At 69.6% G+C, this 14,295-nt stretch carries 9 protein-coding genes; 5 read left to right on the forward strand and 4 right to left on the reverse strand.

The window, feature by feature from the left end; translation table 11 throughout:
- Positions 1-480: 480 nt before the first annotated feature.
- The 3 genes from ACIO1C_RS34740 (at position 481) to ACIO1C_RS34750 (ending at position 1,973) form a co-directional block, all read left to right on the forward strand.
- Complete coding sequence (locus tag ACIO1C_RS34740) at positions 481-888, forward strand: hypothetical protein (RefSeq protein ID WP_401871527.1); 408 nt, start codon at positions 481-483, stop codon at positions 886-888.
- Positions 875-1,651, forward strand: a complete 777-nt coding sequence (locus tag ACIO1C_RS34745; RefSeq protein ID WP_401871530.1) for an RNA polymerase sigma factor — start codon at positions 875-877, stop codon at positions 1,649-1,651. Before ACIO1C_RS34740 ends, ACIO1C_RS34745 begins: the two co-directional genes overlap by 14 nt.
- Positions 1,652-1,745: 94 nt before the next feature.
- Entirely contained in the window at positions 1,746-1,973 is a 228-nt protein-coding gene (locus tag ACIO1C_RS34750) for a hypothetical protein (RefSeq protein ID WP_401871532.1), read from the forward strand.
- 577 nt (positions 1,974-2,550) lie between these two features.
- Here the strand turns inward: ACIO1C_RS34750 and ACIO1C_RS34755 are convergent.
- From ACIO1C_RS34755 to ACIO1C_RS34770, 4 genes are all read right to left on the reverse strand, one after another.
- Positions 2,551-4,998 carry a Helicase associated domain protein gene (locus tag ACIO1C_RS34755; protein ID WP_401871535.1) on the reverse strand — a complete coding sequence of 816 codons (2,448 nt, stop codon included), beginning with the start codon at positions 4,996-4,998 and terminating at the stop codon, positions 2,551-2,553.
- A 160-nt stretch (positions 4,999-5,158) separates the two neighbouring features.
- Positions 5,159-8,173 (reverse strand): AAA family ATPase, encoded by a 3,015-nt coding sequence (locus tag ACIO1C_RS34760; RefSeq protein WP_401871538.1) that lies wholly within the window; start codon positions 8,171-8,173, stop codon positions 5,159-5,161.
- A 1-nt stretch (position 8,174) separates the two neighbouring features.
- Positions 8,175-9,344: an exonuclease SbcCD subunit D gene (locus ACIO1C_RS34765; RefSeq protein WP_401871540.1), complete on the reverse strand. Its 1,170-nt coding sequence runs from the start codon at positions 9,342-9,344 to the stop codon at positions 8,175-8,177.
- Between the two features lie 376 nt (positions 9,345-9,720).
- Positions 9,721-11,547, reverse strand: coding sequence for an ATP-dependent nuclease (locus ACIO1C_RS34770; protein ID WP_401871542.1), 1,827 nt, complete (start codon positions 11,545-11,547; stop codon positions 9,721-9,723).
- Positions 11,548-11,938: 391 nt separating this feature from the next.
- Between ACIO1C_RS34770 and ACIO1C_RS34775 the strand changes: the two genes are divergently transcribed.
- Both ACIO1C_RS34775 and ACIO1C_RS34780 read left to right on the forward strand, forming a co-directional pair.
- Entirely contained in the window at positions 11,939-13,048 is a 1,110-nt protein-coding gene (locus ACIO1C_RS34775) for an ImmA/IrrE family metallo-endopeptidase (RefSeq protein WP_401871545.1), read from the forward strand.
- Positions 13,045-14,271 carry a hypothetical protein gene (locus ACIO1C_RS34780; protein ID WP_401871548.1) on the forward strand — a complete coding sequence of 409 codons (1,227 nt, stop codon included), beginning with the start codon at positions 13,045-13,047 and terminating at the stop codon, positions 14,269-14,271. Before ACIO1C_RS34775 ends, ACIO1C_RS34780 begins: the two co-directional genes overlap by 4 nt.
- Positions 14,272-14,295: the final 24 nt, after the last annotated feature.

Here is a 14,295-nt window from a genome sequence, read left to right on the forward strand (position 1 = left end):
CTGCGGACCGTGCAGCCACATCGAAGTGACCCGCGTCACATGCCGACAGGAGCCGTCCGGCCTCGCAAGCAAGGGCAGCGCCGTGGCGGCAACCGGACTACGGAGGGCATGGAGAGCACGAAGCGCCCGGAGTCCGGAGTGACGATAAGACAACAAGACAAAAGGATGAGAGGGCGAAGGGTTTGGCGTCACGGAAGAAGATCATTAATTGCGAGTGCCCGTCGCCGAATTCGCACCGCCCCGGAACCCGGAAACGTGCAGCGAGGATCGCGTGAACCACGTCACGGCTTCTCTGGAATCCGGATTGATGCGCAGCGGTTTGAACTTCTGCTGTAATGGAATGGAAACTGAATAACCCTGCAGGGCGAGGGACTTCACGAACCCTTTGGCGAGAGCGCGTGAACCCGAGCCACCTCCACCCCGGGGCCGTCGGTATCCGCGCACGCGGGACCGGCGGTCCCTCTCCCGAGAGGTAAACCATTGGCCTTCTTCGGCCTTCCCCAGCGCGTACGCACGGCGTCGCGCACCGTCCTCGACCTCGCGAAGCGCGGTGTCGAGGCCGTCCGCCGCGGTCTGGAACCCGCGGACATCTGGGTCCAGGACCATCACGTCGGAGTGCTGGTCTGCGTGGTGGGCGCGGTCCTGCCGCTGACCGGCCTGGTGATGTGGACCCACTGGGACGCCGTCACCGAGACCGCCCGCGAGGTGGGCCCGGTCCTGACCGTCATCAGCATCATCGCCGGCACCGTCCTCCGCGTCGTGCGACGGATGCGCAAGCGTCGCGCCGCACGGCTCGCGCAGGTCATCACCCTTCCCGCCGCCCGCAGCACCGAGACCTCCCCGGCCGCCGAGATCGACGACGACGGAGATGCTCATGACGTCGCCTGAGGACACGCAGCAGCGCCAGACGGACCGCGACACGCTGGAGAACACCCGCCAGGCCCAGCTCACCCGCGTCCGCGACGCCCTGGAGAACACCCGCCAGATGGGCGGGGAGTCGGTGTCCGGCTCCGTTTGGGACCGCGGCCCCAAGTCGCCGTCCGTGGACCGCGCGGACAGCGTGCCCAAGGACGTACTGGAGTACGTGCCGGAGGACGTGGCGGCGCAGACCGCCTACGATCCGTCCAGCTTCGAGGCGTTCTACGCCCACAACGCCGGCCGGTGCACGAGGTACGTGTCCTCGCGACGCGAGCGCGGCTGGTGGAATCTACCCGGCCACTCGCCGGAGGACATCGCCCAGGACGCGTTCGTGACCGTGCTGCGCAACTGGGACAAGGTCAGCGTCATGGCCTACCCCTACGCCTACCTGCGCAGGGTGGCCGACAACCTGCTGCGCCGCGCCTTCGAACGAGGGTGGGAGCACCCCGTCGAGGGGTTCGGGGACCTTGAGTCCTGGGACCGGACGGCGGAGCACGAGCAGGGCCTGGACGCCGTGATCGTCAACGGCGAGACGTTCCGCAAGCTGGTCGGGCAGCTGCCGGAGCGTCAGGCCCAGGTGCTCGTCCTGTACTCCCTCGAGTTCACGGACTCGGGGATCGGCGAGCTCCTCGGCCTCGCGCCCGCCACGGTCCGCTCGCACCGGCGCCACCTCGTCAACTACGTGACCAGGACGGGCTGGAGGGAGCCGGAGGAGGAGAACGCGGCTGCCTAGCCCCGCACACGGACGAAGGACCGGCCGCCGGACTACACCCGGCGGTCGGTCCTTCTCCGTCCCCGCCTACGAGAAGACCCTGTGGGTCCCCCGCTTGCACCTGGCCTTCCCGCCCGGGACCAACCAGGCCACCGTCGACCAGCTCATCGGCGACCTGCACGAGCTGCGCAACCGGGCCGCGCACTGGGAACCGCTCCTGACCGCTCCCGTCGGCGTAGGGATGAAGGACCTGCTGACGGTCGCCGGTCTGCTCGGCCCCGACCTCGCCGCCTACATCCAGCACTCCAGCCACGTCGACGTACTGCTCGCCCAGCGCCCGTAAACGGAGACGGACTACTGAAGCACCTCCGGACCTCCGAGCCCGGGGGCGCCGCGTACGGCGCGGCCGACCTACGGTCGGCCGGTGCGGGAGTTCTGCGCCCAGAACACGCGCGAGACCACCGTCTCCGCATCCGGCGAGCCGACGTCACGCGCACTCGATGGCGGCCCGCACCAGCTGGATCCTGCCGGAGGGCGCGGCCATCGAGTGCGCGAGGCGTCGACGTCCCTGTCGCAGCGGCCTGCTGGAGATCGCGCACAGCGCGTCAGGGCGGGCGAGCTCGAGTCAGAGGATGGTGCCGCCGGGAGGCAACCCGGCAGCACCGCACGCGTCCCTGATCATGGTTCACGTGCTAGCGAGGATAGTAGAGATCGGCTGGCTTCGGGGCTCGTGGCCGATTTCGCGGCCACTCCGCCGTACGCCCGGCCCGCTCCCCGTTCCAGGGCTGTCCCACGCAGCTGCGACGCTCCAACTCTCTGCTGTGCAAGGTGATTCGAGCCCCGTCGCTGGCCCCGCCCGCGGGGTCCGGGGGCGGGCGGAGGCTGACGCCTCGTCCGCCGTGGTCGTGGGCCGGCGAGCGTCACAGGTCGTCCGACCCTTGTGCGGGGCCGCCGCCTGGGGCGGCGGCACGGGCTACCGAAGGAGCACTCCAGTCCTCCTGCAGGATCCGGGACAGCAGCTGCGCCTGGCTCAGCGGGAGTTGGCCGGCGTTGCGCTTGGTGCCGGCCTTGGCGAGCCAGGGACCGATCATGACGCGTTCGCCGTCGACCTCGATCCACTCGCGGGCGCCGGGCGTACGTCCCCAGCGCTCGACGAAGAGCTGGAGGATCTCGGCGGTCTGCGCGAACGTGCGCCGTCGCGGTGTACCCGGCCCGCCCGCGGTGCCCTTCTGGTCGAGGGTGACGCGGCCGGGGGTGAGTCCGATGCGGGCCAGCAGGGCTTTCTGCCCGTCGTCGAGGCCGTCCCAGGTGGCGAGTTGGCGGTGCAGCCAGCCGCCCGCCTTCACTCCGTGGACGACCGTGTCGCGGGTGAGGGTGCTGGGGTGGTTGCCGGCTTCGAGGTGGCGGCGCAGCAGGTGGTATTTGCGGTGCCAGTCGGGGCCATGTGGGAGTTTCCAGCTCGGGTCGAGGGCGGTGAGCTGGGCGTCGCGGCCGGGGGTGAGGTGGTCCTTGCGTGCCAGGGCGCGCTGGTCGGCGAGGAACTGGCCGCCGGGTAGTTGGGCGGGGACGGCGAGGTGGCTGTGTTCGGCGTGGTAGGCCTCGACGGTGGCCAGGTGACCCTGCCAGGTGGCCTCGTGGTCGTCCCAGATCATGCCCAGCGCCTCGAGCTCGGCGGTCCATGCCGGATCGAGGGCGCCTGCCTGGTGGGCGGTGCGCTGACCGGTGATGAAGCTGCCGAGGCGGTAGCCGTAGGCGTCCTCGTAGTCGGCGGGTACGCGCAGGTGGCCGTGCTCAGCGTGGTAGCGGATGGCGGCGGCGAGGCCGGCGCGGCGGGGGGCGGACAGGACGGCGCCGCCGGAGGGCCACACCAGCAGGTCGAGGGCGCGGGCGATCGCCGAAGGGTCGAGGGTGTGGTCGAAACGGAAGCGGCGGGTGATGTAGGTGTGGGAGTCGCGGGCGGGGTGCTGGTTCTTGGCCCGTGGGGCGCGGGCGGCGATGGTCTGGTCGTGGTGGCGCAGGGCGGCGGTGACCAGCCAGAGCGCCTCGTAGGGGGTGCCGAGGAGGTCGGTGGGGTCCGCGCCGGGCGGGATGTAGGCGGGGATGACGAGGCTGGCCGTCTTCGTCTTGAGGGTGGGGGGTTTGCGCAGGGCGCGGCCGAGGGCTTGGACGATGCGACGGACGCTGGCGGTGCGGTCGGCGAAGACGACTCCGTCGACGGCCGGCAGGTCGACGCCTTCGCCGAGGATCTTGGCGTTGGCCAATACTCCCCGCTCGGCGTCGGTGAAGCGGGCGATGATGTCGGCGCGCCGGTGGGGGCTGTGGGTGCCGTCGATGGACTGCACGACGGTCTCGCCCGCCCAGTCGGGGCGCAGTTCGTCGGGGAGGGTGCGCAGGGTGTGGGCGAACTGGCGGGCGAAGTCGGCGGCGTCGGCGATCTGCTGGAAGTAGACGAACACGTGCCGCAGGTCCTGCTCGCGCATGGCCTTGATGATGGCCAGGTGCAGAGCGGTGGTGCGGCGCGCGGTGGGCCCGGCCTCGGAGTCGGTGAGGGCGGTGCGCAGTTCGGTGTCGGTGACGGTGGGCACGACGAGCTGGTAGTCGGCCAGGACGCCGTCGTCAATGGCGTCGGCGTGGGAATAGGTGTGCAGGCGGGGGCCGAAGACCCTCGGCTGATCCATCGTCGCCAGCAGGGACGGGTCGTCCCAGGCCGGTGCGGTGGCGGTGGTGCGCTTGGGCTGCGCCCTGGTGGTGGGCGGTTCGGTCAGGCGGGGGGCTTCCCATACATACGGGGTGGCGGTGAGGTAGAGGCGGCGCTCGGCAGGGATGCGCTCGTTGTCGTGCAGCGCGGTCCAGTTCTTCTCCCAGGTCCCGGCCGTGGCGTGTGCTTCGTCCACGATCAGCAGGCCGAAGACGGGGGCAGGAAAGATTGCGGAGTGCTGGGCTTCTTCGATCTTGGACAGCGAGTCGTAGGTGAAGAACACGGTCGCTTTGGGGTGGCGGCCCAGCCAGTAGGCCAGGTATTCCCCCGCGTTGGCCGAGTCGACCTTGGCGTCGGCGAGGAGCGGGTGGGACTCGGCGCGCAGCGAGGAGACGGTGATCATCGGCTCACGGCGGCCGTCCGCTCGGGCGGCCGCAGCCCACTGCGCGACCAGGTCCAGGCTGGGCACCGCCACCGCCAGGTGGCGCACGCCGAGTTCCTCGGCGACGCGCAGTGCGAAGAGGGTCTTGCCGGTGCCGCAGGCTGAGACGGCGTGTCCGCGGGTGCGTGGGCGGCGCAGGTGGCGAACCGTACTGACGAGGCCCTTTTGCTGGTCCGTGCGCAGGACCAGACGTCCGGTGTGTTCTGTGGCAGGAGGGCTGGCGGTCATCACACGGTTCCTCGGCATACGTGAGGGGCTGGCTCGCGTTCATTCTCGCGTACAGCGGGGGTTCGTTGCAGCAGGTCTCTGTCGACTGGAGCCCAGGGCCTTGGTGTCATGAGCGCCAGCCGACGAGTGGCCGGTACGTGCAGCGTGTCCTGTTGTGCGGTCATTCAGCAGCTTCGGTCAGGTGCGTGAGGGTGGAGCCGTCGATGTGCTTGGCGATGTGCAGGCGCTGGGTGATGCGGCGGCGCAGTTCGGGGACGTGGCTGATGAGTCCGACGGTGCGGTCGTGGGCGCGCAGGGAGTCCAGGACGTCGAGGACTTGGTGGAGGGTGTCTTCGTCGAGGGTGCCGAAGCCTTCGTCGATGAAGAGGGTGTCCAGTGCCTGGCCGCCTGCTTCGGCGGTGACGATGTCGGCGAGGCCCAGGGCGAGGGCCAGGGAGACGTAGAAGGATTCGCCGCCGGAGAGGGTGTCGGTGTGGCGTTTGTGTCCGCTCCAGGCGTCGAGGACCTTGAGGTCCAGGCCTGATTTGGCACCTCGGGCGGCTCTGTCGTCGGAGTGGACGAGGGTGAAGCGGTGGTGGGACATGCGTGACAGGCGGGTGTTGGCGGCGTCGACGACGTCTTCGAGTCGGGCTGCCAGGACGTAGGACTCCAGTTGCATGCGGAGCTGGTTGCTGGGTGAGCCGCCGCTGATGAGGCCGTGGAGGTGATCGACGGTGCGGTAGGCGTCCTCGATGGGTTCCAGGCGCTGGATCTGGGTGTCCAGCTGAGTGGTGAGGGTGGCCAGCGTGGTTGTCCGGTCGGCGGCCTGGGTGGCGAGGGCTGCCGTGCGGGTGTGGGTTGTGGTGGCGGTGTTCAGTTCGGTGACGGCGTGCTCGAGGTCGGCGGGTGGCTGGGTGATGGCTGCCTGCAGTTCGGGTTCGGCGAGCCGGGCGGTCAGTACGAGGCGCTGTTCACGCCAGTGGGTGATCTCTTTGTCGATCGCGGTGAGTTCGTCGTCGGGCAGGCGGGCGGCCGAGGCTTCGGCCGGGGAGGTGAAGCCTGCCGCGTGCGCTGCCTGCTCTGCGAGAGCGGTGGCGCTGTGGCGGTCTGTGGCGGTTGTTGTCACGGTGGCTGCGCACGCGGCGGCGGCCTCGAGTCGGCCAGCGTGCTGGGTGAGGTGGGTGATGCGGTCGGCGAGTGTGGCGTGTCCGTTGAGGGCGGTTGCCAGGCGGTGGGTGAGCTCTTCGCGCTGGGTGTGCAGGCTGTCGTAGGTGGCGTCGGCGGCGCCCATGCGTGCGGTTGCGGTGTTGCGGGTGTGTTCGGTGTCGGCCTGTTCTTTTTCCAGGAGGGTGAGTTGTTCGCCGGCTGGTCCGGCGTCGGCTGCCTGGGAGAGGGCGTCGGCGAGGTGTTGTTCGAGGTCAGTGCGGTGGGCGGTGAGGTCGGTGAGGGGGATGTTGCCACCGGCTTCACCGCGTGCTGTGGCGGCCTGTTCGTTCAGCTGGGCCAGGGCCTCTTTGGCGTTGTTCTGCGTCTTCTGAGCGTGGTTGTGGGCGGCTTCGGCGGCCTGTTCGTCGGCGGCGGTGGGCTGACCGGGCTGGGCGGTGGCGGGTGCGGGGTGGGTGGGGGAACCGCATACGGGGCAGTCTTCGCCGTCGACGAGCCGGCCGGCGAGCTCGGCGACGATGCCGTCCGTGCGGCGACGCCGGATGTCGACGTACGTTTTCGCGGCTTGCTCGGAGTCCTTCTCGGCCTGGCTGAGGACCTTGTGGGCGGCGCTGATCTGCTGGTCGAGAACGTCACGGCGCCTGGCGGCTTCCAGCTGCTTTTCAGCGAGGTTGAGGGTGGGGGTGAGTTCGCGGCTGGTTTCCTGCGCGCTGCGGGCGGTTTCCAGGCGCGTGGCAAGGTCAGCGCGGCGTTGCGGAAGGGCGTTGAGCCATTGCTGGGCGTCGGTGAGGGTTTCGGTGAGCTGCTGGTGCTCGCGGTCGAGTGCGGCCAGATCTGTCGTGTGGCGCTGGAGGGTGGCCTCGTCGGGCAGCAGTGCCTGGACGGCGCCGGTTTCGGCGTGCAGCTGCTGGCCGGCGTGAGTGAGGCCGGCGGTGCCGAGGGATGCGTGTTCGGGCGGCAGCAGGGCGCGGGCACGGCTGTCGTCGTCCAGGGCACGGGTGTGCTCGCGGTCGGCGGTGTGTGCGGTCTCCAGGACGGATTGCAGTTGTTGGGCTTTCACGGCGCGGTCGCGGCGTTCGGCGAGGTGGTCGTGGTAGGTGGTCTGCTCGTGGAGCAGGCCGAGGTCGTGTGCGGTGGTGCGGTGGGCCTGCTGGAGACGGTAGAGGTCGCGGACGGCCTGTTCTGCCCGGCGGGCTTCGGTCAGCTGCTGCTCGGCGGTCTCGGTGGCAGCGTCGGCGGCGTCTTGGCGGGTGAGGGCCTGGCGGTGCAGGGCGGTGGCCCAGGCGCGGGCGGGTGCGGTGAGGGTGGCGGAGTCGTCGGCCCGGGGGGCGTTCTGGGCCGGTTCGAGGTCGTCGCCAGCTGCCTGCTGGATGCGTTCGGCCAGGCGCAGGACGTCGGCGCGGGCCTCGTCGCGCGTCTTGGCGGTGAGGGTTTTGCGGTTGGCGAGGAATTCTTCGATGAGGCCGAAGCGGCGGGTGCCGAAGAGGGTGCCGAGCAGGACCCGGCGTTCGGATGCGTCGGCGCGCAGGAACTTGGTGAACTCGTTCTGTGGGAGCAGGACGACCTGGCAGAACTGCTGGCGGGTCAGGCGCAGGAGGGACTTGATCTCTTCTCCGGCTTCCTTGTGGGACTTGATGATGCCTTCCCACCGGCCGTGTCCGTGTTCGTCGAGGACCCACTGGTGCAGGTAGGTTTCGGCCTTCTGGTCGACGAGCTCTGCACTGTTGCGCAGGTGGGGTCGCTTCTGGGCGGGGATCCTGCGGATCTGCAGGCGCTTGCCAGCAAGGGTTACTTCCAGGGTCACTTCGGTGAGCAGATCCGCGGGAGCGTGATCGCTGCGCAGCCGCATGTTGCGTTCGTGGGGCGGCAGGCCGTAGAGGGCGAAGCAGATGGCGGCGAACAGGGTGCTCTTGCCGGCGCCGGTGTCGCCGTGCAGAAGGAACAGGCCGTCGGCGGACAGGGCGTCGAAGTCGACGGTGTGGCGGCGGGCGAAGGGGCCGAAGGCCTGCAGGTGTAGGGAGTGCAGACGCATGTCAGACGGTTTCCTTCTCCTGGGCGTGCACGCGCATGTCGTCGACGGCCTCTTGCAGGAGGCCTGCCTCTGCGGTGGTGGGCGGGGTGCCGCGCACGGCGGTGATGAAGTCGTGGGCGATGTCGAGGTCGCCGCGGCCGCGTACCCGTTCGCGGTAGGTGGGGCTGTCGGTGGCCTGTGCCGGGATGCCGGCGGGCACGTGCCGCATGTCCAGCGTCTTGGAGAAGCGCTGTCTGAGGCGTGCCATCGCCTCGTACGGCAGGGCGGTGTCGGTGAGGGTGACCTGCAGCCAGGCTTCGCTGAGCGGTTCGTGTGCGGGGTCGGTCAGCAGGTCTTCGATGCGGCCGGTCAGCCGGGCCAGCGGCAGGTGGAGGTCGGCCGGCAGGTCGTGGTGTGTGATCGTGGGGGCGCCGTCGGCCGGCAGGTCGGTGAGGGTGAGGGACTTGGTGTGGTTGGTCTCGGAGAAGGAGTAGGCCAGCGGGGAGCCGCTGTAATGGATGCGGTCGTTGACGCGCTGCGGGCGGTGGAGATGGCCCAGGGCGGTGTAGTCGATGCCGTCGAAGAGGTCGGCGCCGGCGTGGGCGATGCCGCCGACGCTGATGTCGCGTTCGCTTTTGCTGCTGGTGGCGCCGGTGATGAAGGCGTGGGCGAGGACGACGGAGCGGGTGCCCGGGCGGGTGGCGAGGTCGGCTCGGATGCGGTCCAGTGCCGAGGTGAGCACGGCCTGGTGGGAGGCTGTCTCGGCGTCCAGCTGGGTGCGTACCAGGGCGGGCTCGAGGTAGGGCACTCCGTAGACGGCGACGGGGCCGTGTTCGTCGTCGAGGAGGACGGGGCGGGCGGCGTCGGCGGGGTTGGTGCGCAGGTGGACGCCCGCTTTGGCGTACAGGCCGGAGCCGGTGCCGAGGCGGTGGGCCGAGTCGTGGTTGCCGCTGATCATGACGGTGGGGATGCCGAGGTCGGCGAGCTGGTGCAGAGCCCGGTCGAACAGGCGTACCGCGTCCAGGCTCGGGATGGCACGGTCGTAGATGTCGCCCGCGATCAGCAGGGCGTCCACCTTCTGGGTGCGGGCGGTGGCGCAGATGTGGTCCAGGACCTTGCGCTGGTGGTCGATCAGATCTTCCCCGTGGAACCGGCGGCCAAGATGCCAGTCCGAGGTGTGCAGGAACCTCATGGGCACAGACCGTAACCAGTGTGGTGGGAGTTACGGATGGTTTTCCCGATAAACGGTCTTGTTTCAGAGGCTTGGGGACACGCGAGGGAAAGGTTTCTTCGTCTGCGCTGCCGGGTGGCGGAGCCGGACGCGGCTCGCGGGGTGATTGTCAGTGGCAGGAGGCAAGATAAGCAGTGGGGGAAGGAGGATGTGATGTCGTTATCGCGTTCTGCCAGGACCGAGCACACTGTGGCGCCCGGGGGCTGCCGGTGGTGCGGAATCGAAGCCCGCGCTCACGCGCGGCAATGGACTGCGGAGGCCGGATGGCACGCCTGGACGGCGCCGACCAATGAGCAGCGCAAGGAGCGCATGCTGCAGCGGCGGGCGCAGCAGCAGGTCAGCAGGCGAGGGCCTGCACCTCGGTGAAGATGTCCCGTAGCTGCTGGGGGACCTCTTCGGGGGTGGTGAGCATGGACACCAGCGCGTAGAGCATGTCGGCCTTGCCGTTGGGGCTGCTCTCCTCGGCCTGCTGTTTGATCATGTAGAGGATGCGCTCGCTGAACTTGCCGCCCCGGTGCTCGGTGAAGTCGTCGGCGCTCCAGGGGCAGCCCTTGAGGCGGGGCCAGTGGGCGTTCGCGGCGGCCGCCCACTGGAGGTCGCTGAAAAGCTCCTCCAGCTCGTTGTAGCCGTCGCTCTCTCCGACGTAGGAGACCTGCTTGGTGAGGTCAAGGCCGGCTTTGATGAGTTTCTCGGTCTTGAAGTGCTTGTTGGCGCGGCTGTCGGCGTCGACCATCAGCATGACGGTGCGGTGGTGCTTGACGAGGTAGCCCGCGAGGTGGAGTGCTCCTTCGTTGTTGTCACAGGCCCACAGGGCGATGCCGGCCGCCTGCAGGGGCAGCCCCTGCGAGAGGCGGAAGAGCAGGGGCACGCACTGCTGCTCGGTGGGGCCTTCGACTGCCAGGAAGCAGCGTTCGTGCAGCAGGACGGAGTTGCGCAGTCCCACCGCGGCGGCGATCTGTCCGAGGTGGAAGTCGATGCCGTCGTGGGTGTCGTCGTCGAGGCGCTCGACGAGGGTGCGGCCGCTGTCGCTGAGTTTGAGGTGGACGACGTCGGCGATGTCGACGCCGTCGATGAGGTTCATCGAGTGGGTGGCGACGATGACGCTGACGTGGGGCAGGGCGCACTGCTTGCGGATGATGTCCATGACGGTGCGCTGGTGGCGGTAGTCGAGGTGGGTGTCGGGCTCGTCGTAGACGACGATGGTCTGCGTGGGCTGCGGCTCGCCCTGCTCCCCCGCCGCGGCGAGTTCACTGCTTTCGAGGAGGCTGCTGGTCCACTCCCACACGGCGAGGGCGATGCGCCGGGTGCTGCCCTGGCCCGAGCGGGTCAGGTCCACGGGCTCGCCGTCGGCCTTGGAGACCTCCAGCGGCGCCCTTTTGAAGCCGCCCTTGAAGGAGACCTCGGGCTTGACCTCCACGCCGACGAACTCGTGGCAGTGCTGGCGGATGTGCCGGCACAGGGAGTCCGCTTCCTTCTCCAGCCGCTGCGTGATCTCCTTCTCGATCTCCCGGACCTGCCCTTGGAGGGTCTCGTCCTCCAGGTGGGTCTCGTAGCAGCTGCTCAAAGCGGTGCGCACCGCGTCGTCCGGGCTCTCGTCCTTGCCGCCGAACGCCAGCAGCCGCGGCAGCCGGGTCTCGAGGTCTTTGGGCAGCGGCTGCCACTGGTCGGTCTGCGGGACGGTCGCGGCGTGTGCGGTGAGCGCGGCCAGCAGGTCGTCCTTCAGCGTGCCCGACGGGACGAGGCCGAACTCGGCGACCAGTTCGGTCAGGTCCTTCTTCATCAGCCGGCCCAGGCCCTGCAGGCGGCTGTCGGCGGGCTGTGATCCGAAGAACTCCCAGCACGCCGCCTCACCGGCCCGTGAGCGGCGCCGGATACGGAGCTCGGCCGGTAAGGGGGCTGCTGCTGTCTGCTCGGTGGTGTCCAGGCGGAAGACGCCCTCCACCCATGTCTCCGCGCAGCGCTGTCCCTTGACGCCCTCGTCCTGCTGGTAGGTGCGGTCCTCGTCCGTCAGACGATGTTCGCCCAGGAGGAAAGCCAGCGCGGCCAGGACCGCGCTCTTGCCGCCGTCGTTGCGGCCGGCCAGGATCGTCGGGCTGCTGACCGGGATGTCCTGCACATAGGTCAGCGAGCGGAACCCGCACGCGGAGAAGCGGATGAGGTGCACGGTCGAGCTGCTCCGTATCTCCCCCGCTCCGCCGGGCGACGGACAGGGGTGTGGCGTGCGGGCGTTACGCGTGCGGATGAGGCGCTTGAGGCCCCGGCGCAGGCCGTCATCCTAGAGGCACGCACAGCAACCGTGCCCCGTATTGCGCCAGTTAGCGTCTGGGCGAGGAGAGGCTGAGCCTCTCCTCCTGAGGGCGGAACACCGCATCCCGCAGGAGCCGGGAGCTGCACCGGCACAGCCTCAGGGAACGTATTTGACCAGCGTGAACCCAGAATGCACGGTTCCACGCATTGCGCCCCCTCTTCTTGACCTTCTGTCATTTTTGTCAACTTCGATGCATGGAGGAATATTTGAAGCTAATCTTTTGAGGTCTGATCCGAGGTGGTACGACGTGAGCGACGTACGTCCGGCGCAGCCGGGGATGCTGGTGGTGGCCCGGGAGTTCCGCGGCATGACGCAAGCCGACGTGGCTGAGGCGATGGTGAAGGCCTCCGGCGGTGACGTGGCGGTGTCCCAGGGGTATGTGAGCCGCGCCGAGAGCGGCCGGCTGGCGGTCTCGGGAGAGCGGCTGGAGCTGTACGCGGCGGCGCTGGGGTATCCGCCGGATCTGCTGTGTCTGGATCCGCAGGTGCACGGGATCGGCGTGGGGCTCGTCCACCACCGCAAGCGTGCGTCGTTGACCGTCTCCGCCCTGCGGCGCCAGCATGCCCATCTCGCCCTGACACGGGTGCAGTTGCAGGGCATCGCGGCGTGCCGCCCCGGTCTCGGCGTGCGGGCTGCGGCCATTCCCCCTGCCGAACTCGACGCCCTGACCACGGCCAAGGACGCGGCCCGGCAGGTTCGCAAGGCCTGGGGCATGCCGCCGGGCCCGGCGGCGGACATCACCGCGTCCCTGGAGGAGGCCGGGGCCCTGGTGGTCGCGCGTGATCTGGGCAGCGGCCGGCTCGACGCGGTCAGCCAGTGGGACGGGAAGCAGCCGCCGCTCATCCTGGCCAACGACCACGCGCCCGCAGACCGCTACCGCTTCAGCCTGGCGCATGAGCTGGGGCACCTGGTCCTGCACCAGTCCCCCGGCGACAGCACCGTGCAGGAGCGGCAGGCCGACGAATTCGCTGCCGAGTTCCTCATGCCCGCGCGTGACATCCGCTCCGCCTTCACGCCTCGCGTCGACCTGGAACTCCTGGCCCGGCTGAAGCGGGAGTGGAAGGTGTCGATGGCCGCGCTGCTACGCCGGGCGCAGAGTCTGAGCATCGTCACGGACTGGCAGTACCGCAGCGTGATGGTGGAGATGTCCGCGCTGGGATACCGCACGGCCGAACCGGTCGAGATAGACCGGGAGCGGCCCCGGTACGTCCCCGGGCTGATCCGCTCGGCTCTGGCCGCGGGGATGAGCAAGGAGGAGCTGGCCCGCTGTGCGCGGCTGCTGCCCGAGGACTTCCAGCTGCTGTACGCCCCGCGCGAAGGCGCGGCGGTGGATTCCGCTTCGAAGGTGAGGCCATGACTGAGTCGTTCCCCTCCCCGCGCCCGGGCGCCGGTTCCGATCCCGCGGAGCCTCCCGACCCGCCTCTCACCGAACAGCCCTCTGTACCCGGGCAGTTGCAGGGCCGGATGCTGCTGCAGGCCGGGGTGAGCCGGGTCGGTTACATCCGCGCGCAGCTCGATCCGGTGCGCAGTGGGCTCGTCGTCAGCGGTCCCGGGGCTGCAGTGAAAGTCCGCAAGCTGCGCGAGGAGGGGTTCACGGGACCGCTCCTCGCGGATCCCGCCGTCTACACCATGGCGGCGGCCAGTGAGGACGACCCTTTCCCCGACGTCTCGGAAGGCCAGCTGGTCTTCGGTGACCCGCTGAGGCTGTCGATCGAGGAGCAGGTGGGCCACCGTGCGGGCGCGACAGCGGCCATGACGCCCACCGGATATCTGCACGCGGAAGACTCCGACGCCCTCAAGGCCGCCGTCCACCAGGTCCTCAAGCTGGAGGACCCCCACGTCTTCTTCAGTGTTCCCGTGGACGTGGGGTGGCTGCGCGACGACGCGGTCGGGCAGCTGATCGCCTGGCTCAATGTCGTACCGAACCCCAAAGCGGTCATGCTCGGCGGACAGATGGACCCACTGGCCTGCTTCTCCCAGGCAGTGGGCAACCTCAAGCGGCTGCTGGCGGAGGTACCCGGAACCGCGCTGCTGCGTGCCGACCTCGCGGCGTTCGGGGCCCTGGCCCACGGGGCGGCGTTCACCGCCTTCGGCGCCACCAGCAGCGTGCGGCACATCGTCCCGCCCGGCCAGGCGGCCAAGCGGTCTCCGGGCGGACCGAACTCGCCCTCCGTGCTGCTGCCGGAGCTGATGGACTTCTTCCTCGGCGAGACGCTGGCGAAGAGGTTCGCCGCCGGCCTGGCGCCGGTGTGCCGGTGCGCGGCCTGCGACGGACTGGTGCTGGACACCTTCGTCAGCAATCACTGGCAGGTGCCGGCGGCCGCCCACAACGCGGCGGTGCTGATGGAGTGGCTGCGCAGCATGGACGCCGTCGAGCCGGCCGGACGGCCCACATGGTGGCAGCAGCGCTGCCAGCGGGCGGCCGACCGCTACCCGGTGCTCAACGCCGAACTCGACCATCCCGGGTTCAGCGCCTTCAAGGTGCCCCAGCAGTTGCTGCAGTGGGCGCAGGCCTCTGTCGCCCCGCAGGCTTCGTCGACAGCCCGCCCGGTGGCGGGCGTGGAGCGCGGTGAGCCGTGACTAGGCCGTTTCGTTCGGATCATC

This window comes from Streptomyces sp. NPDC087420, from assembly GCF_044744165.1.
Lineage (GTDB): Bacteria > Actinomycetota > Actinomycetes > Streptomycetales > Streptomycetaceae > Streptomyces.

Coding starts and splice junctions, on each gene's coding strand:
- ACIO1C_RS34745 (WP_401871530.1), top strand. CDS start 875: ATGACGTCGCCTGAGGACACGCAGCAGCGCCAGACGGACCGCGACACG.
- ACIO1C_RS34755 (WP_401871535.1), bottom strand. CDS start 4,998: ATGACCGCCAGCCCTCCTGCCACAGAACACACCGGACGTCTGGTCCTG.
- ACIO1C_RS34760 (WP_401871538.1), bottom strand. CDS start 8,173: ATGCGTCTGCACTCCCTACACCTGCAGGCCTTCGGCCCCTTCGCCCGC.
- ACIO1C_RS34765 (WP_401871540.1), bottom strand. CDS start 9,344: ATGAGGTTCCTGCACACCTCGGACTGGCATCTTGGCCGCCGGTTCCAC.
- ACIO1C_RS34780 (WP_401871548.1), top strand. CDS start 13,045: ATGACTGAGTCGTTCCCCTCCCCGCGCCCGGGCGCCGGTTCCGATCCC.